Annotated in this window: 18 protein-coding genes; 9 read left to right on the top strand and 9 right to left on the bottom strand. The window is 71.0% G+C overall.

The features are described from left to right. Positions 1 to 53 precede the first annotated feature (53 nt). From MTES_RS05355 to MTES_RS05370, 4 genes are all read left to right on the top strand, one after another. Positions 54 to 1202, top strand: coding sequence for a polysaccharide deacetylase family protein (locus MTES_RS05355; RefSeq protein WP_050901755.1), 1149 nt, complete (start codon positions 54 to 56; stop codon positions 1200 to 1202). Between the two features lie 148 nt (positions 1203 to 1350). Beyond that, positions 1351 to 2481: a glycosyltransferase gene (locus tag MTES_RS05360; protein ID WP_013584188.1), complete on the top strand. Its 1131-nt coding sequence runs from the start codon at positions 1351 to 1353 to the stop codon at positions 2479 to 2481. A gap of 45 nt (positions 2482 to 2526) precedes the next feature. Further along, positions 2527 to 2784, top strand: coding sequence for a glutaredoxin family protein (locus MTES_RS05365; protein ID WP_013584189.1), 258 nt, complete (start codon positions 2527 to 2529; stop codon positions 2782 to 2784). A gap of 4 nt (positions 2785 to 2788) precedes the next feature. After that, positions 2789 to 4036, top strand: coding sequence for a kynureninase (locus MTES_RS05370; protein ID WP_013584190.1), 1248 nt, complete (start codon positions 2789 to 2791; stop codon positions 4034 to 4036). Between the two features lie 274 nt (positions 4037 to 4310). Here the strand turns inward: MTES_RS05370 and MTES_RS05375 are convergent, their stop codons facing one another. Then, positions 4311 to 5447 (bottom strand): ROK family transcriptional regulator, encoded by a 1137-nt coding sequence (locus MTES_RS05375; protein WP_013584191.1) that lies wholly within the window; start codon positions 5445 to 5447, stop codon positions 4311 to 4313. Positions 5448 to 5568: 121 nt separating this feature from the next. Here MTES_RS05375 and MTES_RS05380 point away from each other — a divergent pair, with 121 nt between their 5' ends. From MTES_RS05380 to MTES_RS05395, 4 genes are all read left to right on the top strand, one after another. Then, on the top strand, positions 5569 to 8034 hold the full coding sequence (locus tag MTES_RS05380) for a glycoside hydrolase family 2 protein (RefSeq protein WP_013584192.1): 2466 nt from the start codon (positions 5569 to 5571) through the stop codon (positions 8032 to 8034). Positions 8035 to 8049: 15 nt separating this feature from the next. Further along, a complete protein-coding gene (locus tag MTES_RS05385; protein WP_013584193.1) occupies positions 8050 to 8955 on the top strand; it encodes a LacI family DNA-binding transcriptional regulator in 906 nt (301 codons plus the stop codon). Continuing rightward, entirely contained in the window at positions 8952 to 10703 is a 1752-nt protein-coding gene (locus tag MTES_RS05390) for a cation:proton antiporter (RefSeq protein ID WP_013584194.1), read from the top strand. Before MTES_RS05385 ends, MTES_RS05390 begins: the two co-directional genes overlap by 4 nt. Before the next feature lie 70 nt (positions 10704 to 10773). Beyond that, positions 10774 to 11244, top strand: a complete 471-nt coding sequence (locus tag MTES_RS05395; protein ID WP_013584195.1) for a hypothetical protein — start codon at positions 10774 to 10776, stop codon at positions 11242 to 11244. 70 nt (positions 11245 to 11314) lie between these two features. Here MTES_RS05395 and MTES_RS05400 read toward each other — a convergent pair whose 3' ends face one another. Further along, positions 11315 to 13654 carry an ATP-binding cassette domain-containing protein gene (locus MTES_RS05400; RefSeq protein ID WP_013584196.1) on the bottom strand — a complete coding sequence of 780 codons (2340 nt, stop codon included), beginning with the start codon at positions 13652 to 13654 and terminating at the stop codon, positions 11315 to 11317. Between the two features lie 315 nt (positions 13655 to 13969). Then, positions 13970 to 15517, bottom strand: a complete 1548-nt coding sequence (locus MTES_RS05405; RefSeq protein WP_013584197.1) for a DEAD/DEAH box helicase — start codon at positions 15515 to 15517, stop codon at positions 13970 to 13972. 241 nt (positions 15518 to 15758) lie between these two features. Between MTES_RS05405 and MTES_RS19975 the strand changes: the two genes are divergently transcribed. Further along, the gene (locus MTES_RS19975; protein ID WP_269453423.1) at positions 15759 to 15884 is read left to right on the top strand and encodes a hypothetical protein; all 126 of its coding nucleotides are present in this window, start codon (positions 15759 to 15761) and stop codon (positions 15882 to 15884) included. Positions 15885 to 15897: 13 nt separating this feature from the next. Here the strand turns inward: MTES_RS19975 and MTES_RS05410 are convergent, their stop codons facing one another. The 6 genes from MTES_RS05410 to MTES_RS05435 all read right to left on the bottom strand — a co-directional run bounded on the left by MTES_RS05410 (position 15898) and on the right by MTES_RS05435 (position 24124). Beyond that, positions 15898 to 16470, bottom strand: a complete 573-nt coding sequence (locus MTES_RS05410) for a DNA-3-methyladenine glycosylase I (RefSeq protein ID WP_043361074.1) — start codon at positions 16468 to 16470, stop codon at positions 15898 to 15900. Between the two features lie 240 nt (positions 16471 to 16710). After that, on the bottom strand, positions 16711 to 17421 hold the full coding sequence (locus MTES_RS05415; protein WP_013584200.1) for a Type 1 glutamine amidotransferase-like domain-containing protein: 711 nt from the start codon (positions 17419 to 17421) through the stop codon (positions 16711 to 16713). After that, a complete protein-coding gene (locus tag MTES_RS05420; RefSeq protein ID WP_013584201.1) occupies positions 17418 to 20183 on the bottom strand; it encodes a glycoside hydrolase family 2 protein in 2766 nt (921 codons plus the stop codon). The genes MTES_RS05415 and MTES_RS05420 overlap by 4 nt, the downstream gene beginning before the upstream one ends. Positions 20184 to 20187: 4 nt before the next feature. Beyond that, a complete protein-coding gene (locus MTES_RS05425; protein WP_013584202.1) occupies positions 20188 to 21072 on the bottom strand; it encodes a carbohydrate ABC transporter permease in 885 nt (294 codons plus the stop codon). Further along, complete coding sequence (locus MTES_RS05430) at positions 21069 to 22058, bottom strand: carbohydrate ABC transporter permease (RefSeq protein ID WP_013584203.1); 990 nt, start codon at positions 22056 to 22058, stop codon at positions 21069 to 21071. Before MTES_RS05430 ends, MTES_RS05425 begins: the two co-directional genes overlap by 4 nt. Further along, entirely contained in the window at positions 22055 to 24124 is a 2070-nt protein-coding gene (locus tag MTES_RS05435) for a DUF6259 domain-containing protein (RefSeq protein ID WP_043361075.1), read from the bottom strand. Before MTES_RS05435 ends, MTES_RS05430 begins: the two co-directional genes overlap by 4 nt. Positions 24125 to 24222: the final 98 nt, after the last annotated feature.

Here is a 24222-nt window from a genome sequence, read left to right on the forward strand (position 1 = left end):
CGTCCGGCTAGGATCACGATGATCGCTGCCGATCGCACCCGACCCGAGGGATCATGACAACGACACGCGCCCAGCACCGTCGCCGCGCCACCCGGCGCGTGCGCCTTCGCCGAACCATCGTCGCGACGCTCGCCATCGTCGTGATCGCCGGCGGGGTGACGGCTTTCGCCCTCACGCGCGGCACGGCGAGCCCGACGGCCGAGGAGACCTCCGCTCCGGTCGTCGAAGACACCCCGACGCCGACGCCGACCCCGAAGACCGCGTCCGAGCAGCTCCTGGCGTCGACCACCGACCCGAAGGCATGCGCGGTGTCGTTCTCGGGCGAGGGGATCGCGCTCGCCCCGCAGCTTCAGACGCAGGATGCGCTGTACGCCGCGCTTCCCCTCCCCCAGACCGACGGCCGCGTGTTCGCCGGGTGGTACGAGACGGCCGCCGACGCCGCCGCGATGACGCTCCCCGCGCGCGTCAACGGCGCCGATCTGGTCTCCTGCACGGCGCAGGAGAAGACGCTGTACGCGGGGTGGACGACGCCCGAGGCGAATGCGGTGGAAGAGGCCAGCATCCCGATCCTGATGTACCACCAGTTCACGACGAAGCCCGAGGGCGAGGACAACTGGCTACGGCTCAACTACGCCTACATCGGCGACTTCGACGCGCAGATGGCGCACATCCAGGAGTCGGGCTTCTACCTGCCCACGTGGGACGAGCTGAGTGCGTTCATCGACGGCAAGGTGTACCTGCCGAAGCACTCAGTGATCATCACCGACGACGACGCCGACAGCACGTGGCTCGAACTCGCCGCCCCCATCGTCGACAAGCGCCAGTTGCTCACCACGTCGTTCGTCATCACCTCCGCCCGCACCGAGCCGACGCCGAACCGCTTCGTCCTGCAGCGCTCGCACACGCACGACATGCATCGGGCCGGCGACAACGGCAAGGGACGCATGGTCAACGAGGACGCGGCCACGATCGCCGCCGACCTCGAGCAGTCCGCGAAGATCCTCGGCGCGAAAGAAGTCGTCGCCTACCCGTTCGGCCACTACAACGACACCACAAAAGAGGGGGTGCGCGAGGCCGGATTCGAGCTGGGGCGCACCATCGAGCACGGCTACGTGCGCATCGGGACCGACAAACTGGCCCTGCCCGTCATCCGGATGAACTACGGCATGACCGTCGACGATCTGAAGGACGCCATCGGCTGACCGGCGCCCGGATAACGGGTCTTACCAGGGAGGAATGGGAGTGAACACCTGCTACCTCCCAGGTAAGTGATCCACAATACCAAGTTGAGCACGCGTCGGCCGGTCTACGCTGTGTAATCCTGGCTTCACTTTCGAAACGCGAGCGCCCATGATCCTTTCCGTCATCGTTCCGACCTTCAACGAAGGTCCGAACGTCGCCGAACTCGTTCGACGTACGGCGGCAGCGCTTCCCGGTCGCGACATCGAGATCATCTTCGTCGACGACTCCAGCGACGACACCCCCGAGATCATCCGCGGTGTCGCCTCGAGCGCTCCGGTCCCCGTCCGGCTGATCCACCGCGACGAGCCCCTCGGGGGACTCGGCGGCGCGGTCGTCGAAGGCATCATGGCCGCGGCATCCGACTTCTGCGTCGTCATGGACGGCGACCTCCAGCACCCGCCGGAGGTCATCGCCGATCTGCTCGCGCGCGCCGAGGTCGGCGATGCCGATGTCGTCGTCGCGTCGCGCTACGTCGACGGCGGCACGTCCGACGGACTGGCGAACGCCGTGCGCACGATGGTCTCGCGCGCGTCGACGATGCTCACCAAGGCGATGTTCCCGAAGAAGCTGCACAATTGCTCCGACCCGATGACGGGCTTCTTCCTCATCGACCGCCGCTCCCTCGACATCGAGGAACTGCGTCCGCGCGGCTTCAAGATCCTGCTCGAGATCCTCGCGCGCAAGCAGATGCGCGTCGCCGAGGTCCCCTTCGACTTCGCTCCGCGCTTCGCCGGTGAGAGCAAGGCGTCGTTCAGTCAGGGCATGCGATTCCTGACGCAGCTGACGATGCTCCGCTTCGGTCGCATGTCGGCGTTCGCCGTCGTCGGCGGACTCGGAGCGGTGGCCAACCTGGCGATCATGTGGGGCCTGCAGACCCTCGGGGTGCAATACCTCGTGGCCGCGGTCATCGCGAGCGTGCTGACGATCATCGCCAACTTCATCGCGCTCGAGTATCTCGTCTTCGCCGACATGCGGCAGGAGTCGGGCCTCATGCGGCACCGCTTCATCAAGTCGTTCACGTTCAACGGCATCGAGGCGATCGTCCGCATCCCGGTCATCTGGTTGCTCGTCAACGAGGCGCACATCCAGAGCGTGCTCGCCGCGGCCATCACCCTGCTCGTGGCCTTCGTCGTGCGCTTCGTGTTCCACGCGCTCGTCGTGTACGCGCCGAAGAAGGCACAGGCGGCCTCGGCCGTGACGGCGCTGCGCGAACCGCTCGAGGACGAGCTCGCGGCCTGACCCGTCGGCCGCCTGCGGACCCGTCCGGCGGCGTACCCTGGATGCATGTCCTCTGACGCTCCCATCCGCATGTTCGGCGCCGACTGGTGCCGCGACTGCATCCGCACGAAGAAGCAGCTCGACGAGCTCGGCATCGCCTACGAGTACGTCGACCTCGTGGCCGATCCTGCCGCCGCCGACGTGGCGAAAGAGATCTCGGGCCGCACCAGCATCCCCGTCGTGGTGTACCCCGACTCGAGCCACCACGTCGAGCCGAGCAACGCCGACGTCGAGGCGAAGCTGCGCGAACTGTCGCTGATCTGACGCGTTGTCGACCGACCTGACGGCCGCGTTCGCGTCCGAGGCGGCGGCACTCGACGCCGGCGACCCCCTCGCGCCTCATCGCGACGCGTTCGTCGGCGCCGAGACCCCGCTCCTCTACTTCGACGGCAACTCCCTCGGGCGTCCCCCGCGAGCCACCGCGGACCGCCTCGCCCGCTTCGTCACCGAGGAGTGGGGCGGCCGCCTCATCCGGGGCTGGGACGAATCCTGGATGCAGCTGCCTTTCGCGATCGGCGACCGCATCGGCGCGCTCGCGCTGGGCGCGGCGCCCGGGCAGACCGTGATCGGCGATTCGACGACGGTCCTGCTCTACAAGCTGCTGCGCGCCGCGCTGGACGCCCAGATGGCGAGAGATCCGGAGCGCGTGGAGATCGTTGTCGGCCGCGACGACTTCCCCACCGACCGCTACCTGGTCGAAGGCATCGCGGCCGAGCGCGGCGCCCGCGTCGTGTGGGTCGAGGTCGACACGGCGCGCGGCGTCGACGCGACGCTGTTGCGTGCCGCTGTCGGGCCGCGCACGGCGGTCGTCCTGCTCAGCCACGTGTCCTACCGCTCGGGATTCCTCGCCGACGGCCCCGAGCTGACACGGATCGCTCAGGATGCCGGAGGCTTCGTGCTCTGGGACCTGTGCCATTCCGCGGGGTCGGTGCCGGTGGAGCTGGACGCATGGGGCGTCGACCTCGCCGTGGGCTGCACGTACAAGTACCTCAACGGCGGGCCGGGATCGCCGGCGTTCGCCTACGTCGCCGCGCGACACCAGGACGCCCTGGTACAGCCCGTCCAGGGGTGGATGGGGGCGGCCGACGTCTTCTCGATGGGACCGGAGTACCGGCCGGCGGCCGGCATGCGCCGCTTCCTCTCGGGGACACCGCCGGTGCTCGGAATGATCGCGATGCAGGACACCCTCGACCTCCTCGAGACCGCGGGGATCGCCGCGGTGCGCCGCAAGTCCGTCGCGCTGACCGAGTTCGCCCTGCGCGTGAGCGATGGCATCCTGGCTCCCCTCGGGGTGCGCGTCGCCTCTCCCCGTGACGCGGCCGAGCGCGGTGGTCACGTCACGCTTTCGCACCCCGCAATGCGCGCGGTCACCGCCCGCCTGTGGACCCGGGACGTGCTGCCCGACTATCGCGACCCCGGCGGCCTGCGTATCGGGCTCTCGCCGCTGTCGACGAGCTTCGCCGAGGTGCTCACGGGCCTCGGCGCGGTGGCCGACGCGCTGCGCGCCGAGATCTGAGCCCCGCCGCGCTGCGCGGCGGCGTGCCCGCGCGGCGGCGTGCCCGCGCGGCATTGAGTGTCCAAAACACCCGGACGATTTTCGGAAGCGTCCGGGTGTTTTGGACACTCAACGGGGGTGCGGGGGCCACCGGGACGGGACGGCAGGGACGGGGATGCGGGGACGGGGGTCCCGGGGGCAGGACGGAAGCACGGGGGTGCGGGGGCCCAGGACGGGGGGCGGGAGCCTACGACGGGGCGCGGGGGCCCAGGGACGGGACCGGGGGGGCGCTCGGTCAGCGGGCGGCGATGTGGTCGCGCAGGACGGCGCCCGCGGCCGCGACCGCTCCGGCATCGCGCTGGTTCGCCGACACGGCTACCGCGAGATGCGTTCGGCCGAGGGCGCGGGCGTGGTCGCGGACGCCGTCGAGGTAGCGGTCGAGAAGGCGGCCGTAGCCGCGACCCGAGAGCACGAGACGGTCGAGGTCGAGCGCGTCGGCGAACGCGACGATCCCGCGGCTGAAGGCGGTGACCGCGTCGTCGACCGCGCGGGCGGCGCGCGGATCCGACTCCACGCGCGCGGCGATGCGCCCGGGCGTCAGGCGGGATCCGGTCTCGTCCTGGTAGCGCGAGGCGATCGCCTCGGGTGTTCCGGTGACGGCGAGGCACCCCCGCTGCCCGCAGCGGCAGAGGGGCCCGGCCGGGTCGATCGGGAGGTGCCGGATGTCTCCCGCGCGCCCGCGCGAGCCGCGGACGAGACGCCCGTCGACGGCGACACCCGCGCTGATCTCTCCGTCGACGTGGATCGCCGCGAGAGCGCGGGAGTCGCCCGCGGCTCCCGTCCACACCTCGCCCGCTGCGGAGAGCAAGCCAGCATTCTCGAGACGCACCCCGATACCGGTCGCCGCCTCGAGCGCGGAACCCAGCGGATACCCCTCCCACGCGGCGAGGCTCGGGGTGTCCACGATCGCGCCGGATGCCTCGTGGGGACCGGGCACCGCCACGCAGAGGCCCTCGATCCGCCCGTCGGCCAGCGACGTCGTCGCGAGGAGCTCTTCGACGGCCGATGACATGGACCCGAGGGTCTCGTCGGGGGTCGCCCCGGGTGCCAGGGCGACACCGACGCGCCCCACGACGGCACCCCAGAGGTTCGCCACGACCACCTGCATCGACTCGGGCCCCAGCTGCAGACCGAGGCCGAAGCGCGTCGTCGGGTTGACGTCGAGGAGCTCGCGGCGCTTGCCGCCCGTGGACTCCCCGTGCCCCACCGACAGGACGAGGCGCTTCTCGATGAGCTGGCGCACCGCGGTCGTCATGGACGCGGCCGTCAGGCCGGTGGCCTCCGCGAGCTCGATCCGGCTGATCGGCCCGCGCGTACGGATGACGTCGAGTACCAGCGCGGGCGTCGAGACGCTCGTCGTCTTTCCCGGCATCCTTCCCCCTGTCCACTTATTTTAGTAGCTTGAATAAGATCCCCGCTGCCTCGATCCTATCGCCGCGACCGGTCCCGACGGAGGCAGTCACCGCGGACCGACGGAAGGAACGCCGACGTTCATGCACCACCCCCTCGACGCAGGCTGGACCCTGACCCTCGCCCGGGGCGACCGCCCCGACGCGTTCGCGGCACTCGGTGAGGGCATCCCCGCCGCTGTTCCCGGGGTGGTCCACACGGATCTGCTCGCCTCGGGACTCCTCGACGACCCCTTCCCCGGTGCGCGGGAGGCCGAGCTCGCGTGGATCGGGGAATCGGACTGGACCTACCGGACCACGTTCTCGTGGAGCCCGACCGTCGCGGACGCGCGCGTCGACCTCGTCGCCGAGGGCCTCGACACCGTGGCCACCGTGCGCGTGAACGGCGAGCTCGTGCTCGAGACGGCGAACCAGCACCGCGGCTACCGCGCCGATCTGGCCGGAATTCTCCGCGCCGGGGAGAACACCGTCGAGGTCGCCTTCCGTTCCCCCGTCCGCTACGCGCGTGAGCGAGAAGCGGTGCTCGGCGAGCGTCCGCACTCCTACGCGCACCCCTTCAACGCCATCCGCAAGAGCGCCTGCAACTTCGGCTGGGACTGGGGTCCCGACTTCGCGACCGCCGGCATCTGGCGACCGTTCGGCCTCCAGGAGTGGACCGGCGTGCGGATCGCCGCGGTGCGCCCGGTGGTCGACATCGTCGACGGCATCCCGCACCTGACGGCGCACATCGACCTCGAGTGGCAGAGCGACGTCGGCGCCGCGGTCAGCGTGGACGTCAGCGTCGGAGGTTCGTCCGCTCGGGTCGAGGCGCGGCCCGGCCAGCCCGTCGTCGTCGACCTCGACGTTCCGGATGCCGAGCCCTGGTGGCCGCGCGGCTACGGCGAGGCGCGGCTCTACGACCTCACCGTCCGCGTGGGCGATGGTGCGGACGAGTCGACGCGGTGGTCGCGCGCGATCGGCTTCCGCCACGTCGAGGTCGACATCGCACCCGACGAGCAGGGGAGCCCGTTCTCGGTGCGCATCAACGGGCGCGACGTCTACATCCACGGCGCCAACTGGATCCCCGACGATGTCTTCGTCACCCGCATCACGCCGGAGAGTCTCGCCGCCTCGATCGCGGACGCGACGGACGCGGGCCTCAACCTCCTGCGCGTCTGGGGCGGCGGGCTCTACGAGAGCGACGACTTCTACGACATCTGCGACCGGGAGGGCGTGCTCGTCTGGCAGGACTTCCTGCTCGCGTGCGCCGCCTACTCGGAGGATGCCGAGCTGTGGGACGAGTTCGAGGCGGAGGCGCGCGAAGCCGTCACGCGCCTGACGAGCCACCCGAGCCTGGTCATCTGGAACGGCGGCAACGAGAACATCTGGGGCTACGTCGACTGGAACTGGCGCTCGCGCCTGAAGGGGCGCAGCTGGGGTGAGGGCTACTACCGCGACCTGTTCCCCCGCATCGTCGCCGAGCTCGCCCCCACGACCTTCTACTCGGACGGGAGCCCGTTCTCCTTCAGCTCCTACGTGCACCCCAACGACGACGCCCACGGCACGATGCACATCTGGGACGTGTGGAACACCCGCGACTACGACGGCTATCGCGCCTACCGTCCCCGCTTCGTCTCGGAGTTCGGCTTCCAGGGACCGCCCGCGTTCTCGACGCTCGAGAGCGTCGTGCGCGACGAGCCCCGCAGCCCGTTCGGACGCGAGATGCTCGCGCATCAGAAGGCGAACGAGGGTAACGACAAGCTCGAGCGCGGACTCGGGACGCACCTCCCCGAACCCGGCGACTACGCCGACTGGCACTGGACGATGCAGCTGAACCAGGCACGCGCGGTGTCCTTCGGGATCGAGTGGTTCCGCTCGCTCTTCCCCCTGAACCGCGGGTGGATCGTCTGGCAGCTCAACGACTGCTGGCCCGTCGTGTCATGGGCCGCGGTCGACAGCCACCGCCACCGCAAACCGCTGTGGTACGAGCTGCGCCGGGTCTCGGCATCCCGACTGCTGACCATCCAGCCCGCGCTCGAGGGCGACGGGTTGCGGGTGGTCCTGCACAACGACAGCGACGAGCGGGTCACCGGTCAGCTGGACCTGCGCCGCGAGCTCTTCGACGGCACCGTCCTGGCATCCGTCTCCCTCCACGTCGAGGTGGCGGCGCGCGGCGCCTGGAACGCGAGCATCGCTCCCGAACTGGCCGTGGCCGTCGACCCGTCGCGCGAAGTGCTCATCGCGGAGACGTCGAACGGGGAGCGCGGCCTGCACTACTTCGCCGACGACACCGCCCTCGCCCTGGAGGACGCCCTGTCCGCGGACGCGCGGGTCGTCGCGGACGGATACGAGGTCACCGTGACCGCGCGGACGCTGGTGAAGGATGCCACCCTCCTCGCGGACCTGGTGGACCCCGCTGCGCGCGTCGATTCGGGCATGGTCACCCTCACCGCCGGTGAGGAGCACGTGTTCCGGGTGAGCGCGCCCGCGGGGATCGATCCAGCGGCGTTCACGAGCCGGGCCGTCCTGCGCACGGCGAACGATCTGGTCGTCCGCGCCCGCGCGCGGTAGGCGATACTGGCGACGATGACCCCCGAACCCGCGCCCGTGTCCGCCCTGCGACGTTCCGTGGGTCTGGTGCTGCGCCGGCCCGTGCGTCAGCTCGGCGTCGAGGCGTTCTACAGCGACTTCATGAGTGGGCTCGAAGAGATGCTCGCCGCGCACGGACGGCCGTTCGTGCTGCAGGTCGTGCCCGACCTCGACGACGAACTCGACGCGTATAGCCGCTGGGCGGACTCGGGGCGCGTCGCGGGAGTGGTGCTCGTCGACATCCTCGACGAGCACGACCCCCGCCTGTCGCTGGTCGACCGGCTCGGCTTCGCCGGCGTCGCCCTCGCCCACCCCGACGACGCCCCGCACCACGCGGTCGTGTGGGTCGACGACGAGGCGCCGATGCGGACCGCGGTGACGTATCTGCGGGATCTCGGACACACGCGTGTCGGACGGGTTGCGGGTCCGGACGCGTTCGCCCACACGCGACGCCGGACGACCGCGTTCGAGGCGGCCGCGACGGAGTGCGGAATCTCCGCGCTCGTCGAGGTGGCCGACTTCAGCGGTGCCGGGGGCGTCGCCGCGGTCGAGCGGCTGCTCGCCGCGCCGGATCCCCCGACCGCCCTCGTCTTCGACAACGACGTGATGGCCGCGGCCGCGGCATCCGCTCTCCCCGCCCGAGGGATCGACGTTCCCGGCGACCTCTCTCTCCTCGCGTGGGACGACTCGGTGCTCTGCCGCTCGACGACTCCGGCGCTGAGCGCGATGGCCCGCGACGTCGTGGCCCTGGGCGAGCACGCGGGGACGGCGATCCTGCGGGCTCTCGGCCACGACCCGCAGCCGATCACGACGGCACCCCCGCCGCAACTGGTCGTCCGCGGATCGACCACCGCCCCCCTGCCGCCGGGCCGGGAACGAGCGAGGACTAGCCTCGAACCGTGACCGAACCCCTCCTCATCGTGGTGGCCGGTGTCGTCGTCGTGGCACTGGTGACGGTCATCGCGCCCCGATTCAACATCGCGGGCCCGCTGGTGCTCATGGCGATCGGGCTCGGCGTGAGTCTGCTGCCGTTCTTCCCACCGTTCGTGCTCGACCCCGAGGTGATCCTCGTCGGGGTGCTTCCCCCGCTGCTCTACTCGGCGGCGGTGCAGCTCCCGGCCATCGAGTTCCGGCGTGATTTCGCCCCGATCGCGGGGCTGTCGGTCCTCCTCGTGGTGCTCAGCTCGGTCGTGCTCGGCGTGTTCTTCTGGGCGGTCATCCCCGACGTCGGTCTCGCCCTCGGCATCGCGCTCGGGGCCATCCTGAGTCCCACGGATGCCGTCGCCACCTCGATCGCGAAGAGGCTCGGCATCGCGCCGCGCGTCGTCACCACCCTCGAGGGCGAGAGCCTGCTGAACGACGCCACCGCGCTGGTGCTGTTGCGCACCGCGGTGGCGGCTCTGGCATCCGGATTCGCGTTCGGCGACGCCGTCGGCAACTTCGCGTGGGGAGTGTTCCTCGCCCTGGTGTTCGGTGCGCTCGTCGGATGGGGCAACCTGCGGCTGCGCGAACGCGTGACGAACTCGGCCGCCAACACCGCGCTCAGCTTCACCGTCCCGTTCATCGCCTACCTGCCGACGGAACACCTCGGCGGATCGGGCCTTGTCGCGGCGGTCGTCGCGGGGATCGTGACGGGCCAGGGGGCCGCCCGACGGTTCACGCCCGAGCAGCGGCTGAGCGATCGCGTCAACTGGCGCACGATCGAGTTGCTGCTCGAGGGAGGCGTCTTCCTCGTCTTCGGTCTCGAGCTGAAGGACATCGTCACCAGCAACCTCCGTGAGAACGAGGGCCTCTGGCACGGCGCCTGGCTGGCGATGTCGGCCCTCGGGATCGCCCTGGCCGTCCGCGCCCTGTACGTCACGGGACTCATCTGGGTGCAGGGTCGGCGCAGCCGCAACCTGGCACGCCACCGATGGCGGATGGATGCCGCGCAGGAACGCCTCGATCGCTTCGAGGACGCGGTCCACAACGACCCGGCGAGCCTCTCGCGCCCGGTGGACGACCCGGCCCGCGCGGCTCGCCGCATCGGCTGGATGCGCTCGCGCATCACCCGCACGGTCGCCGACCTCGACTACTACCGCGACACTCCCCTGGGCTGGCGGCACGGCGTCGTGATCGTCTGGGCGGGGATGCGCGGCGTCGTCACGCTCGCCGCCGCGCAGACGCTCCCGCGCGACGGCGTCACCGATCGGCCGTTGCTGATCTTCGTCGCCTTCCTCGTCGCGCTCCTGAGCCTCGTGCTGCAGGGCGTGACACTGCCCGCCGTGGTGCGCGCGGTCGGCCTCGGCGGCGAGGGCGGCGAGGGACCGTCGCGCGAGGAGCAGCGCGCCCTGGATGCGGAGCTTCGGGATGCCGCGGTCTCGGCGCTGCAGTCCGGCTCGCTCACGCGGCGCGATGGGGGGAGCTTCCCCGCCGACATCGTCGAGCGGGCGGGCTCACGACTGACCGAGCCGCCCGACGAGGAGGCGACGGCACGCGTGCGGGATCTGCTGCAGTTGCGCCTCGCCTCGATCGAGGTGATGCGCGACCGTCTGAACGACCTCGCGAACGACGGCCGTTACAGCACGGCCGCCCTGCGCCACGCCCTCGCCGAGCTCGATGCCGACCAGATCAGCCTCGAGCTGCGCATCGACGACGAAGACGACGACTGACGCCTCCACCGGCCGGGAACGCGGCATGTCGCACGACGCCCCGTGCGGCACAATGGAGACGGAGGTTTCCATGAGCGATCCGATCCCGACGACGACGTCACCCGCGGATGCCGCCGGGACCGGCGCCGTACCCGTCCCGCACGCCGCGGCGGAGTGTCCGAAGTGCTTCACCGAGCTGCAGAGCGACCGCGACTGGTGGCGCGCGCGGCCCGCGGGGTCGCGGCTCGTGGGTCTGGTGGTCTCGCGACCCGGGATGCCCAGCGTCGTTCAGCAGCGCGAAGACCTCACGCGCTTCGGCGTGCCGATCGAGGGATTCCGCCACCCGGCGCCCGAGACGCTCGAGGGGTGGGCCGCGCGCTTGGACCGGTTCTTCGGAACGCTCACGCGGGGCGACGTGCTCGTGGTGACGAGCGCGCACTCCCTCGGCCTCACGCGCGACGACGAGACGCGCGCGATCGCCGACCTGCGTCGGCGCGGCGTGATCGTGAAGGTGCTCTCGCACGGCGAGCGCCACCTGCACGACGCGGTCGCGCCGCTCTGACGACCCGACTCCGACGACCCGACTCTGACGACCCGACTCTGACGACCCGACGCGAGGCGCCGGCGGCGGTTCAGGCCCCCACGTAACGGGCGAGGTGCTCACCCGTCAGCGTCGATCGCGCGGCGACGAGGTCGGCGGGCGTTCCCTCGAACACCACGCGTCCGCCGTCGTGCCCCGCCCCCGGGCCGAGGTCGATGATCCAGTCGGCGTGCGCCATGACGGCCTGGTGGTGCTCGATCACGACCACGGTGTTGCCGGCATCCACGAGTCGATCGAGCAGACCGAGGAGGTTGTCGACGTCGGCGAGGTGAAGGCCCGTGGTCGGTTCGTCGAGGACGTAGACCGCCCCCGACTTGGCCATCGAGATCGCGAGCTTCAGGCGTTGGCGTTCGCCGCCCGAGAGGGTGTTGAGGGCCTGTCCGAGCGTGAGGTAGCCGAGACCGACGTCGACCAGGCGCCCGAGAACCGCGACGGCGGGACCGGTGGTGAGGAACGCGGCCGCCTCGGAGACCGACATCGCGAGGACCTCGGCGATGTTCTTGTCGTGGAGCGTGTACTCGAGCACCTCGTCGGAGAACCCGGTTCCGCCGCACAGCTCGCAGTCGGTCTCGACGGTCGATTGGAAGCCGAGCTGGGTGACGATCACGCCGAGGCCCTTGCAGGCCGCACAGGCGCCCTCGGAGTTCGCGCTGAACAGCGCGGGCTTCACGCCGTTCGCCTTCGCGAAAGCAGCACGGACCGCATCGAGGATGCCGGTGTAGGTGGCCGGACTGCTGCGCCGCGACCCCTTGATGGCGGTCTGGTCGACGACCACGACGTCGTCGAAGGCCGGGAGGGCGCCGTGGATGAGCGAGGACTTCCCGGATCCGGCGACGCCCGTGACGACCGTGAGCACCCCGAGGGGGACGTCGACATCGACGTCACGCAGGTTGTGCCGCGTCGCCCCGCGGATCGGGAGCGCGCCGGTGGCGGAGCGCACGGCGCTCTTGAGCTCGGCGCGGTGATCCAGGAACCGCCCGGTGAGGGTGTCGGACGCCCGCAGACCCGCGACATCGCCCTCGTACTGCACCGTGCCACCCTCACGACCCGCGCGAGGGCCGAGGTCGATGACGTGGTCGGCGATGTCGATGACCTCGGGCTTGTGCTCGACGACGAGCACGGTGTTGCCCTTGTCGCGCAGTTGGAGAAGGGTCTCGTTCATCCGCTGGATGTCGTGCGGGTGCAGGCCGGCCGTCGGCTCGTCGAACACGTACGTGATGTCGCTGAGACTCGAGCCGAGGTGTCGGATCATCTTGGTGCGCTGCGCCTCGCCGCCCGACAGGGTTCCGCTCGCCCGATCGAGCGAGAGATACCCCAGGCCGATGTGCACGAAGGAGTCGAGGGTGTCGCGGAGCCCCTGCACGAGCGGAGCCACCGAGGGATCGTCGACCGTGCGCACCCAGGCGGCGAGGTCGGTGATCTGCATGGCAGCGGCATCCGCGATGTTCACGTCGCCGATGCGCGAGGATCGCGCGCCCTCGTTGAGACGGGTCCCCCCGCACGCCGGGCAGGCGACGAAGGTCACGGCCCGGTCGACGAAAGCACGGATGTGAGGCTGCAGGGCGTCGCGGTCCTTCTGCAGCATGCTCTTGGTGACCTTCGGGACGAGGCCCTCGTAGGTCATGTTCGTGTTGGCGATACGGACCTTGACCTGCTCCTTGTAGAGCAGGTCGTGCCGTTCTTGGTCGGTGAACTCGGCGATCGGCTTGTCGCCGTCGAAGAAGCCCGACTCGCTGAAGACGCGCACCATCCACCCGTCGGCGGTGTACCCGGGCACCGTGATCGCGCCGTCGTTGAGGGATTTGGTCTCATCGAGCAACTGGGAGAGGTCGATGTCGCTCACCTGGCCGAGGCCCTCGCAGTCGGGGCACATGCCTCCGGTGATCTCGAACGAGCGGCGCTCCTTCTGCCCCTTGCGCGCACCGGTGGCGATGGTCACGGCCCCGGCCCCCGAGATCGAGGGGACGTTGAACGAGAACGCCTGCGATGAGCCCACGTGCGGTTGCCCGAGGCGGCTGAAGAGCACGCGGAGCATGGCGTGCACGTCGGTCGCCGTTCCCACGGTGGAGCGGGCGTTGGCGGCCATGCGCTCCTGGTCGACGCGGATGGTGGCGCTGAGGTTCTCGAGCGCGTCGACGTCGGGGCGGGAGAGCTGCCCCATGAACTGCTGCACGAAGGTGGGGTAGGTCTCGTTGATGAGCCGCTGGGACTCGGCGGCGATCGTTCCGAAGACGAGCGACGACTTGCCCGAGCCGCTCACGCCCGTGAACACGGTGAGCCGACGCTTGGGCACGTCGAGGTCGACGTCTCGGAGGTTGTTCTCGCGCGCGCCGCGCACGCGGATGACGTCGTGGGCGTCGGGATCGGTCATGGGCGCCTCCTCGGGGTCGTCCCAGTGTGGCGGAGACCTCCGACATTCGCGACGCCTCGCGTGTGACGGGCTGGGTGGGGTCGGTGCCGCCCCACCGCGCCGTCACGCGGAGTCGGCGCCGAAACCCCGCGCCGTTGAGCGGAGTGCGCGAAACGCCGGGCCCACGGCATCCCGAACCGGCGTGTCACACCTCGACTCCGCAGGACGGCACGCGGCAACCGCTGCCTCTGTCCCGCGCACCGGCCGCGCCGCGCGTCGGCGGAAAGACGACGGTGCCCCCGCAGACGGATCTGCGGGGGCACCGGAAGAAGGGGCTCAGCCCTGGGCGCGACGGTTCGTGCGCGGGGTGCGGGCACCGACGACCATGCCGGTCGTGGGAGCACCGGATGCCGAGCGGCCGGCGCCCTGCGGACGAGCGGCGCCTGCACCGGGGCGCTGCGCGCCGCCCGCGCCCTGGCCGCGGCCCGCACCGGAGCGCTGACCGCCGCGGCTGCCCTGGGGAGCGCGACCGGCGACCGGAGCATCGGATGCCGGGGCACCGGCGCCGCGACGACGACCGCCGCCGCCCTGCGCGCCGCCGCGGCCGGAGGGCTGCTGGCCCTCGCCGCGCGCCGCGCGCTTGCGCTGCGCGTTGGCGCCCTGGGAGCGTCCGCCGCCCTGGGGCTGCGCGACGATCGGCTCGGGCTTGACGTACGGGGCCACCTCGCCGACGAGGGCGACGACCTCGGGCGAGGTCGAGGTCACCGGGGTGGGCGTGGCCGAGATCTTGGCCTTGCGCAAGATGTCGAGGGTGTCGCGACGCTGCTCGGGAAGCATGATCGTGACGACGTCGCCGGCCGAGCCCGCGCGCGCGGTGCGGCCCGAGCGGTGCAGGTACGCCTTGTGCTCGACGGGCGGGTCGACGTGCACGACCAGCTCGACGCCGTCGACGTGCACGCCGCGGGCGGCGACGTCGGTGGCGACGAGCACCTTCGCACGGCCGTCGCCGAAGGCGGCGAGGTTGCGGTCGCGGGCGGGCTGCGACAGGTTGCCGTGCAGGTCGACGGCGGGGATGCCCGAGGCGGTGAGCTGCTTCGCGAGCTTCTTGGCCTGGTGCTTCGTGCGCATGAAGAGGATGCGACGGGCCGTGCCCGAGGCGAGCGTCTGCACGAGGTCCTTCTTGGCGTCGGCGTCGGCCGGGGCGAAGACGTGGTGGGTCATCGCGGCGACGTGGGAGTGCGCCTCGTCGACCGAGTGCAGAACCTCGTTGCGCAGGAAGCGCTTGACGAGCTTGTCCACACCGTTGTCGAGCGTCGCCGAGAACAGCAGACGCTGGCCGTCGGCGGGCGTGCGGGCGAGCAGGCGCGTGACGCCGGGGAGGAAGCCGAGGTCGGCCATGTGGTCGGCCTCGTCGAGGACGGTGATCTCGATGTCGCCGAGGTTCGCGAAGCCCTGACCGATGAGGTCTTCGAGGCGGCCGGGGCACGCGACGAGGATGTCGACGCCGGCGTTCAGCGCGTCGACCTGGCGCTTCTGGTTCACGCCGCCGTAGACGGTCGTGGTGACCAGGCCGAAGGGCTGGGCCAGGGGCTTGATGACCTCGTCGATCTGGTTGGCGAGCTCGCGGGTCGGGGCGAGCACCAGCGCGCGGGGCTTGCGGCCACGGCGACGGTCGGTGTTCGCGGCGAGGCGCGCGACCAGCGGCAGCGAGAAGGCGAGAGTCTTGCCCGAGCCGGTCTTGCCGCGACCCAGCACGTCGCGGCCGGCGAGGGTGTCGGGCAGGGTGTCGGCCTGGATCGGGAAGGGCTCGTTCTTGCCCTGAGCGGCGAGAACGTCGATGAGGGGGGCGGGCACGCCGAGGTCGGCGAAAGTCTGGGACGTCATGAATACTCCTGCCGCGGCGCACGCGCGCACGGCGGTTCGGGATGCCGCGATGCTGCGGCTGCAAGGGGCGAAGGCGCCGGGTGGCGCATCCGTTCGCCGTGAAGGTCAAAGGCCCGAGAGAAGGGGCCGGTGCGTTCGACGACGCTGGGAGCGAAAGCTCCGCGGACCAGTCTAGCGGGTGAGCGCCGTCTCCGTCGCGCGGGGGATCCGCCACCGGGTGGGTTTCCGTAGCGTCGAGACCATGGACATCTCATCGATGATCATGGGCGGGGCGATCGCCTCCGTCGCGTGGATCGCCTTCGTGCCCTGGTCGAAACTGCGCCGCCTCAAAGAGCTCGACGCGGAGCGGGGAGACGAATCCGCCTGAGGCGGACGTGACGTCAGGCCGCCGCCCGCCAGCACCCCGCAACGTGGTCGTCCACCATTCCCGAGGACTGCATGAGCGCGTACATCGTCGTCGGGCCGACGAAACGGAAGCCGCGGCGACGGAGCTCCTTGCTCATCGCGGTCGACTCCGGCGTCACGGCCGGGACCTCGGCGAACGTGCGCGGCGGCTCGTGCGACGCCGGGACGAACGACCACAGCAGCGCGTCGAGCTCCCCCTCGCCCATCGCCGCGACGATCGTCGCGTTGCCGATCACGGCCTCGATCTTTCCGCGGTGGCGGATGATGCCGGCATCCTGAAGCAACCGCTCGACGTCGTCGGGCCCGAACGCGGCGACGACCGCCGGGTCGAATCCGTGGAAGACCTCGCGGAAGCGCGGGCGCTTGCGCAGGATCGTGATCCACGCGAGTCCCGCCTGGAAGCCCTCGAGGCTCATCTTCTCGAACAGCGGGCGATCGCCGCGCAGCGTCGTGCCCCACTCCTCGTCGTGGTAGCGCTGGTACTCGAGGTCGGACCCGGCCCACGCGCAGCGCACGACGCCATCGGCCCCGGTCACGAGATCGCTCATGCCCACAGGCTACGGGGGGCCTCCGACATCGGCCGGTGGGGCGGCGGCAGAACAGGGGATGCCACCGAAACAGGCTGCAACGTGCCCCAAGCCCCTGTACGGGACGCATCCCCTGTTCTCGTGACGACGCACGGCCACGGCGCCCGTGTCACCAGAACAGGGGATGCCACGGCAACAGGCCGCGGCACGCGCCCGTGCCCTGTTCTCGCAACGCCCCTGTCCTCGACGCGGGCGAACACGTCACAGCGCGCGCGTCGCCACGGCCTCCTCGGCCACCCCGTCTCCGTCGCGGTCGACGCGGTGCACCCGCCCGCCCGCGGTCTCGGTGACGAAGTCCACCGCGCGCGTCCCCTCGTAGAGCACTCCGGTTCCCTCGTCGAGGCCGAAGCCGCCCGGCAGCGCGCCCGAGGCCACCGCTGCCTGAAGCGCCGGGCGCCGCGGGGCCTGCGAGTCGTAGTGCACCCCGAGCGAGCCGGGGACCAAGCCGAGGCCGTTCGTGATCGTGCGGACCTCGCCGAAGCCCGACGTGGGTCCCCCCTCGTGCCAGCACAGCGCGCCCGCCGAGGTTCCCGCCAGCAGCGTCCCGCGCTCCCCGGCGCGGCGGAGGACCGCGTCGAGTCCGTGCGTCCGCCACACCGGCAGGAGGTTCGCGACGCTCCCCCCGCCCGCCCACACGAGGTCGGCCGTGCCGACGACTTCGTCCAGGTCCAGGGCGGTGCGTCCGAAGAGGCGGAGGTGCACGGCATCCACTCCCGCCGCCATCGCCGCGGCGAGCTCGCGTCCCTCGTCCGCGCGCTGATCGCCTCCGGCCGTGTTGACGAACACGACCCTCGGGCGACCCTCGACCCCGGTGAGGTCGAGAGCGAAGCGCAGGAGGGGGCCGAAGCGCACGTCTCCTCCCGAGGCGTCGACCCAGCCGCCGCAGGTCGCGAGGATCCGCGGGGTGGTCACGGCGCGGGCTCCACGGCATCCGCGTTCCAGGCCCGCACCCGCGGACGCGGCCAGGAGGCTCCTGCGAGGTCGAAAGCGATCGCCCGCTCCTCCCCCGCCTCGAGGCCGAAGGCATTGTCGTCGAGCCATGCTCCCGGGGCGGTGGGGAAGCCGTCGATGAGTACGATCGGCGCCGGAAACTCGCCGACGTTGCGCACGCGCAGCACTCCGTCCGAGAGACGCGCTTCCAGACACGTGCGGGGCTGCTCCTTCAGCGGTGCCGGCCCCGTCGCGTAGGGGCCGAGCAGCTCCTCGATCGGTCGGTCGGTCAGGCTGTCCAGCGGCGCGGCTTCGAGGGCCGCGACCTCGGCGCTCTTGGGTTGTGCGTTGAGCGCGTACCAGGCCGACGAGACGCGCTCGCCGCGCGCGTCGCGCAGGGAGACCGCCAGGACGAGCACCGCTGCGGAGGAGACCTCGGCCTCGAGCGTGAACGCGAGGGCGTGGGAGTCGGCATCCAGATCCACGGATGCCGCGCGCTCGGCGATCACGCGGAAGTCGGCGTCGTAGAGACGGGCGCTGACCGCTCCGCTCAGGGGGTGCGACGTGTCGTTCGCCGCGTGGACCTCGGCCGAGAACGTCTCGCCCGCGGCGAGCGCCGTGCGGTCGTACACCGCGAAGGCCGAACGCGCAGCGCCGAACTGACGCGCGCGGTAGTACGACAGCTTCGCGCGGCCGTAGTAGTCGACGATCGCCCACGAGGCGCCAGGGAAGACCTCGCCGACCTTGTAGAACCAGTAGGCCGCGGTGCTCTCGCCGGCGTGGGCGCGCAGCCGCTCCGAGGCGAACCGGAGCGCGTCGCCCTGGGCGAGCTGCGAGTACTCCACGAACGTCGCCCAATCGGTGAGCGGCCCGTAGTGCGCGTAGCGCGCCTGCTTGAACAGGTCGAAGAGCGAGAACTGAGCCTGGTGCTGCAGGATCGCGCCGTGAGCGGGCGGGGGCCACTGCTCGAGCAGCGCCGGATCGAGGAAGCGCTCCATGCTGTCGAGGTCGCACTGGCTCGACAGCCCGTACTCGCCGAACACCGGGGGGACGTGCGTCGCGTACGCCTCGACGGGCTCGCCCTCGTGATAGACGCCGTAGTAGTGCTCGCTGCCGCCCCAGGGGTCGGTGCGGTGGAAGGGACGCGTCGGGTCGTACTGGCGCACGCGGGTGCCGATCACGGTGAGCAGGTCGTCGCCCGAGATGGTGTCGGGGTTCTCGTTTCCCCCGCCCCACATGACGAGCGACGGGTGCGAGCGGAGCCGACGCACGATGCGCGAAGCCTGCTCGTCGACGGTCGCGAGGGTGGCGCCCGTGGCATCCAGTCCGAAGCTCAGCGGGAACTCCTGCAGCACGAGGATGCCGAGGCGGTCGCACTCGTCGTAGAACGCGTCGCTCTCGACGGTGCCGCCGCCCCACGCGCGGAGCATCTGGAGGTTCGCACGCACGCACAGCTCGAGGAGGTGCCGGTCGATCTCGAACCCGCGGCGGGCCATCGGGTCGGTGAAGCACCAGTTGGCCCCCTTGAGGAAGAGGGGCCGCCCGTTCACGACGAACTGCCAGTCGTAGACGTCGTCACCCGACACCTCGGGGAGCGCCCGCATCTCGACGGTGCGGATACCGGCGGTCGTCTCGCGGCCGGAACCGTCGACCTGCGCAGACACCCGGTACAGCGGCTGGGCGCCGTACCCGAGGGGCCACCACAACCGGGCGTCCGGCACGTCGATCTCGACCGCGTGCCGGGACGTGCCCCGGGATGCCACGGCCTCCGCCGTGACGTCGGCGACGACCGTGCCCTCGGGGTCGAGGACGCGCACGCGGGTCGGGGCGGTCCCCTCGTCCGGGGTGTGCCGCACGAGATCCCACTGCACGCGCAGGCGCGCGGCGCCCTCCGCGGCCCGGACGGTCGAGACGAACAGGTCGTCGAGCTCGAGATCGGGTGCGCGCTCGAGGCGGACCCCGCGCCAGATCCCGATCGAGATGAGGTGGCCGTAGTGCCAGCCCCAGCCCGGGGAGGGTTTGAGCACGCCGTGCCAGTCGCGCGGGGGCGCGTCGATGCGGACGACGATCTCGTCGGTGCCGTCCCCGCGCAGCAGGCTCGTCACGTCGATCTCGGGCCCGCCGTACATGCCGGAGTGCCGGGCGATCGGTTCGCCGTTGAGCCAGAAGGAGGCCGCGTCGTCGACGCCGTCGAAGGCGAGTCGCACCCGTCGGCCGCGCCACGCGGCGGGCACCTCGACGTGCCGGGCGTACCACCACTGCTGCTCCTCGACGCGGGTGCGGCGGAAGAACCAGGGCCACTCCGCCGGCACGCCATGGGCGGTGAGCTCGGCGTGGGTGTGGTCGTGCAGCAGCGGGTCGGGGATCGCCCCCGCCGCGGTGAGAGCGGCCTGGACCGTCCCCGGGACCGTCGCGCGAATCCACGACGAGCGATCGGTGTCAGCGCGGTGCCAGTCCACGGGCGCGGGCGGGGCCTGCCCGCCGAACCACCGCTCGATCGCGAACTCGCGGCCGGCGGGCGCTCCGGCGAGCAGCCAGTCGCCGTCGAGCGAGACCGTCTCGCGGGTGGGCGGTCGGTGCTCTCCCGGCGCCGGGGTCCCGGCATCCGGTGTTCTCGCCGTCCCGCCGGCAGGCGACACGGCGGGCGAGGAGACGGGCAGGGCCGCGTGCTCCTGCACCCACCGGTCGCCGTACAGCGGCGACGCGAGCGCGCGCGCCCGCTCGCGGTCGTCGAGCGAGGTCATTCGCTCACTTCACCGCCCCGGCGTACAGGCCGCTGACGAAGAAGCGCTGCGCGAAGACGAAGAGCAGCAGGATCGGCAGGCTCATGATGAGCACGGCCGCCATGATGTTGCCCCAGTCCGCGAGGTACTGCGCCTTGAAGTAGAGCACGCCGGTGGTCAGCGTCCGCTTGGACGGATCCGTGAGCAGCAGCTGGGGCACGAGGTAGTCGTTCCACACGCCCACCCCCTGCAGCACCCAGAAGGTGGCGATCGCGGGACGCGCGAGCGGGAGGAAGATCCGGCGGAACAGCGTGAAGTACCCCGCGCCGTCGATGACCGCGGCCTCCACGATCTCTTTCGGCACCTGGCGCATGAAGGCGGCCATGAGGAAGACACCGAAGGGCAGCGCGCCGGCGATGTAGATGAGGATGACACCTGCGTAGTTGTTGATCAGGCCGAGGTCGCGCACGACGCGGAACTGCGGGACGAGCGCGAGCTGCATCGGCAGGAAGATGCCCGCCGCGAGCAGCAGGTACACGCCCGAACCGATGCGGGTGGCCTGGCGCACGATCGCGTACGAGGCGAGAGCCGCGACGAAGGTGGCGATCGTCATGCTCGAGACCGTCAGCAGCACCGAGTTGAAGAAGAGGTTGGTGAAGCCGGCATCCTGCCACGAGGTGACGAAGTTGTCGAAGGTCGGTGCCTGCGGCAGCCCGGTGGGGTTCGTCAGCACCTCGAGGTTCGGCTTGAACGCCGTGATGACGATGATGACGATCGGGTAGATCATCGCGATGCTGAGCACGATCAGCAGCAGGTTGATCGGGATGCGGCGGGCCAGGCGGAGCAGGGAGCGTGTGTTCACGCGGGTGGTCACGCGGGTGGTCACGCGGGTGTTCGCTTGCGTGCTCATCGGTTGCCCTCCTCGGCGGCGACGCGGTTGTTGAGTCGGTTCTGCACGGCGGCGATCGCGATCAGCACGATCAGCACCAGGACGGCCATGGCCGAGGCGTACCCGAAGTTGTTGTTGACCAGGCCCTCCTGGAACACCTGGGTCATGAACAGCTGGGTCGAATTGCCCGGCCCTCCTCGCGTCATCAGGTAGACGGTGTCGAAGGCCCTCAGCGCGCCGTTGATCGAGAGCACGAGCACGAGTCCGATCGAGGGGATCATGAGCGGGATCGTGATGAAGCGCATCGCCTTCCACCCCCGGGCGCCGTCGACCTTGGCCGCCTCGAGGATCTCGCCGGGGATGGTCGACAGCCCCGCCAGGAAGATGACGACGTTGAAGCCGAGACCGCTCCACAGGTCGACGAGGATGACGCTGTACAGGGCGAGGTCGTAGTTGCCGAGCCAGTCCTGCGCGAGTCCCCCGAGCCCGATGCTGCGCAACAGTGTGTTGAACGTGCCCGAGGTCGGGTCGTACATGAAGCTCCACGTGAACACGATCGCCACGGGCGAGATGACCATCGGCGCGAAGAAGATCGCGCGATAGATGTTGCCGAGCCGGAGCTGGCGGTGCAGGAGGACAGCGATCAGGAACGCCAGGATCGTCTGCACGACGATCTTGAAGAACCCGTAGATCGCGGTGTTCCCGATCGCCTCCATCAGGACGGGGTCACCCGAGAAGATGCGCACGAAGTTGTCGGCGCCGACGAAGTCCCACGCGCGGTTGAACCCGCGGGCGTCGGTGAAGCTCGCGACGATCACCTGCCCCATGGGGTACACCGTGAAGACGGTGTAGAGCACGAGCGCGGGGGCGACGGCGATCCAGAACTTGCCCGCGGTCGAACGGCCGGTCCACAGGCGCGCCTTCAGCGAGCGCGTGGTCACCGCCTGGGTGGCGGTGGGGTCGTCCAGGGCGAGGACCCGCGGGTCCTCGACGCGTGTGCTGCTCATAGCGATCCAATCGAGTCGAGAGAGGGGATGACGACGGTTGCGCTCCGGGCGGGCACGTCGATGCGCCCGTCCGAGACCGGGGCGCGGAGCCCGTCGAGGTCGTCGGTCTCGGCGTCGCCGAGTCCGGGAAGGCGGAGGGAGAGCACCTCGTCGCCATCGTTGGCCACGACGAGGGCGCGGGCCCCGTCGGCTCCCTCCCACACGGTGAGGAGGTCGTGGGGCGCGCCGTCGGGGCGAAGCGCGACGATGTCGTGGTCGACGACGAGGCGCCCGTTCCAGAGCACGTCGCGGTGGCGCTCGCGCAGCGCGTCGGCCGCGCGGGCGAGGGCCACGGTCGCGGGCATGTCGCCCGGCCGTCCCTTGAAGTTGTAGGGCTCGAGGCTCATCGCGTAGCCGTAGAGCAGGCACTGCGCGACCATCGAACGGTCGTCGAATCCGGTGAGGGCGGTGACGATGCGGGCGTCCGGCCGCAGCTGGCGGCCGAGCGGACGGTGCGTCGGCGACGCGCTGCGGAAGTACGACACGTCGTAGTGCGCGAACTGATCGTCGTACGCGCCCTCGGCGGCGATGACGAAGGTGTCGGCGCGGTCGCCGAGCCCCGCGCGGATGTCGTCCACGAAGGCGGCATCCCAGGTGAATGCGCTGGCACCCACGGGATGACCGTGGTCGTCGGCGAAGCAGAGCAGCGCACGACCGTGATAGAGCGACTCGTCGGCCAGGATGCCATCGGCCCCCCACGCGGCCATCTCGGCGACCTCGTCGGCGAAGCGTCGCCGCAGCGCCTCGACGCCGAAGCACAGCGGCACGTACCAGGGGGTGTTGATGCCGTAGCGCTTCCGGGACGAGAGGTAGACCGGGCCGGGCTGGGCGTAGGGCTGCCCGTTCGGGTCGCGCGAGACGAAGGGCTCGAGCTCGTCCCAGAGGGGTCCGGGCTTCTCGACCCACACGTACTTCACGTACAGCACGGTGGCGACGTCGAGCTCGCGCGCCCGGGCGAGGGCGCGGCGGAGGCCCTCTTCGCCGCCCAGCTTGGCGGCGGGCCGGTGCTGGGGCACGAGACCGTCCTGACCGCCCTCGTTCCAGCCCACGATCTGAATCGCGCCGATGCCCTCGCGCGCGCACTCCTCGATGATGTCGACGAGGGCGTCGAAGTCGTATCGGGGCTCGCCCTCGGTCGACATGAGCTGCACCTGCAGCCACGAGCGCGGCTCTCGGAGCCAGGATGCCGCACTCCGCCGCGTCGGCTCCTGCGTGGGCAGGTAGGCCGCGAGGCCGTCCCGCCACTCCCCCGCGTACGGCGCCAGGGCCATCTCGGGAAGCGTCGCCTCGACGCCGTCCCCCTCGGGGAAGTGGATGGCGTCGAGGGTGACGGCCGCGTCCTCGGCCGCGGTGCGACGCAGGCTGTCGGCGAACCCCGGGACGAGGCTCGCCCGCCACCCGATGAAGTCCAGGGTGCGGGCAGCGGGCTGCACGGTGAGCCCGCCCGCCTCGGTCGCGAGCACGACGAAGGGCGACGTCGGCGTCCCCACCAGCTCGGGGCGCAGGTTGCCGCTGGCGTAGTCGGGGTACAGCGTTCCCCAGTACGGGGCGTTGGAGTCGAACACCGGCAGCAGCGACACGCGCGTACCCGTGGAGTAATCGACGCCGCGGAGTTCGAGCGTGCCCTCGACCGGACGGATGCCGCCGAGCGAAGGGAAGCGCACGGCCTCGACGCCGCCCTCGTCGAAGCGGAAGGACAGCGACAATCGCAGGGCTCCGTCGCGCACGCGCGCACCGACGACGATCTCGCCGGTGAGCCGCTCGCCGGCAGAGGTCACAGGATCGCGCCACACCAGGCGCAGCGCGCCGTCCCCCTCACGCTCGATGCTCGACAGCGTCTGCGCGGCCGTCTCGACGACGGTCGTGCGGTCGCCTCCCCGCGGGATCTCGACCACGAACAGAGAAGGGTGCCCGCCCGCGAGGGGCGCCAGGCCGGTGTTCGGGCCGTCGAGCGCGAGCAGTCCGCCCGTCTCGGGGTCGAAGGTCGCGGTGGTGCGATCGTCGGCGATCGTCAGCAGGGAGGTCACAAGCACATCCTCGTTCTCGTTGTGTAGCCATACTACATGTTCTGGTCGATTGCGCCGCTGTGGATCCGGCATTCACGCACGAACATGGCATTTCGCGT

The organism is Microbacterium testaceum StLB037, from assembly GCF_000202635.1.
Classification (GTDB): Bacteria; Actinomycetota; Actinomycetes; order Actinomycetales; family Microbacteriaceae; genus Microbacterium; species Microbacterium testaceum_F.

Coding starts and splice junctions, on each gene's coding strand:
- MTES_RS05355 (WP_050901755.1), top strand. CDS start 54: ATGACAACGACACGCGCCCAGCACCGTCGCCGCGCCACCCGGCGCGTG.
- MTES_RS05360 (WP_013584188.1), top strand. CDS start 1,351: ATGATCCTTTCCGTCATCGTTCCGACCTTCAACGAAGGTCCGAACGTC.
- MTES_RS05365 (WP_013584189.1), top strand. CDS start 2,527: ATGTCCTCTGACGCTCCCATCCGCATGTTCGGCGCCGACTGGTGCCGC.
- MTES_RS05375 (WP_013584191.1), bottom strand. CDS start 5,447: ATGCCGGGAAAGACGACGAGCGTCTCGACGCCCGCGCTGGTACTCGAC.
- MTES_RS05380 (WP_013584192.1), top strand. CDS start 5,569: ATGCACCACCCCCTCGACGCAGGCTGGACCCTGACCCTCGCCCGGGGC.
- MTES_RS05385 (WP_013584193.1), top strand. CDS start 8,050: ATGACCCCCGAACCCGCGCCCGTGTCCGCCCTGCGACGTTCCGTGGGT.
- MTES_RS05395 (WP_013584195.1), top strand. CDS start 10,774: ATGAGCGATCCGATCCCGACGACGACGTCACCCGCGGATGCCGCCGGG.
- MTES_RS05400 (WP_013584196.1), bottom strand. CDS start 13,654: ATGACCGATCCCGACGCCCACGACGTCATCCGCGTGCGCGGCGCGCGC.
- MTES_RS05405 (WP_013584197.1), bottom strand. CDS start 15,517: ATGACGTCCCAGACTTTCGCCGACCTCGGCGTGCCCGCCCCCCTCATC.
- MTES_RS19975 (WP_269453423.1), top strand. CDS start 15,759: ATGGACATCTCATCGATGATCATGGGCGGGGCGATCGCCTCCGTCGCG.
- MTES_RS05410 (WP_043361074.1), bottom strand. CDS start 16,470: ATGAGCGATCTCGTGACCGGGGCCGATGGCGTCGTGCGCTGCGCGTGG.
- MTES_RS05420 (WP_013584201.1), bottom strand. CDS start 20,183: ATGACCTCGCTCGACGACCGCGAGCGGGCGCGCGCGCTCGCGTCGCCG.
- MTES_RS05425 (WP_013584202.1), bottom strand. CDS start 21,072: ATGAGCACGCAAGCGAACACCCGCGTGACCACCCGCGTGACCACCCGC.
- MTES_RS05430 (WP_013584203.1), bottom strand. CDS start 22,058: ATGAGCAGCACACGCGTCGAGGACCCGCGGGTCCTCGCCCTGGACGAC.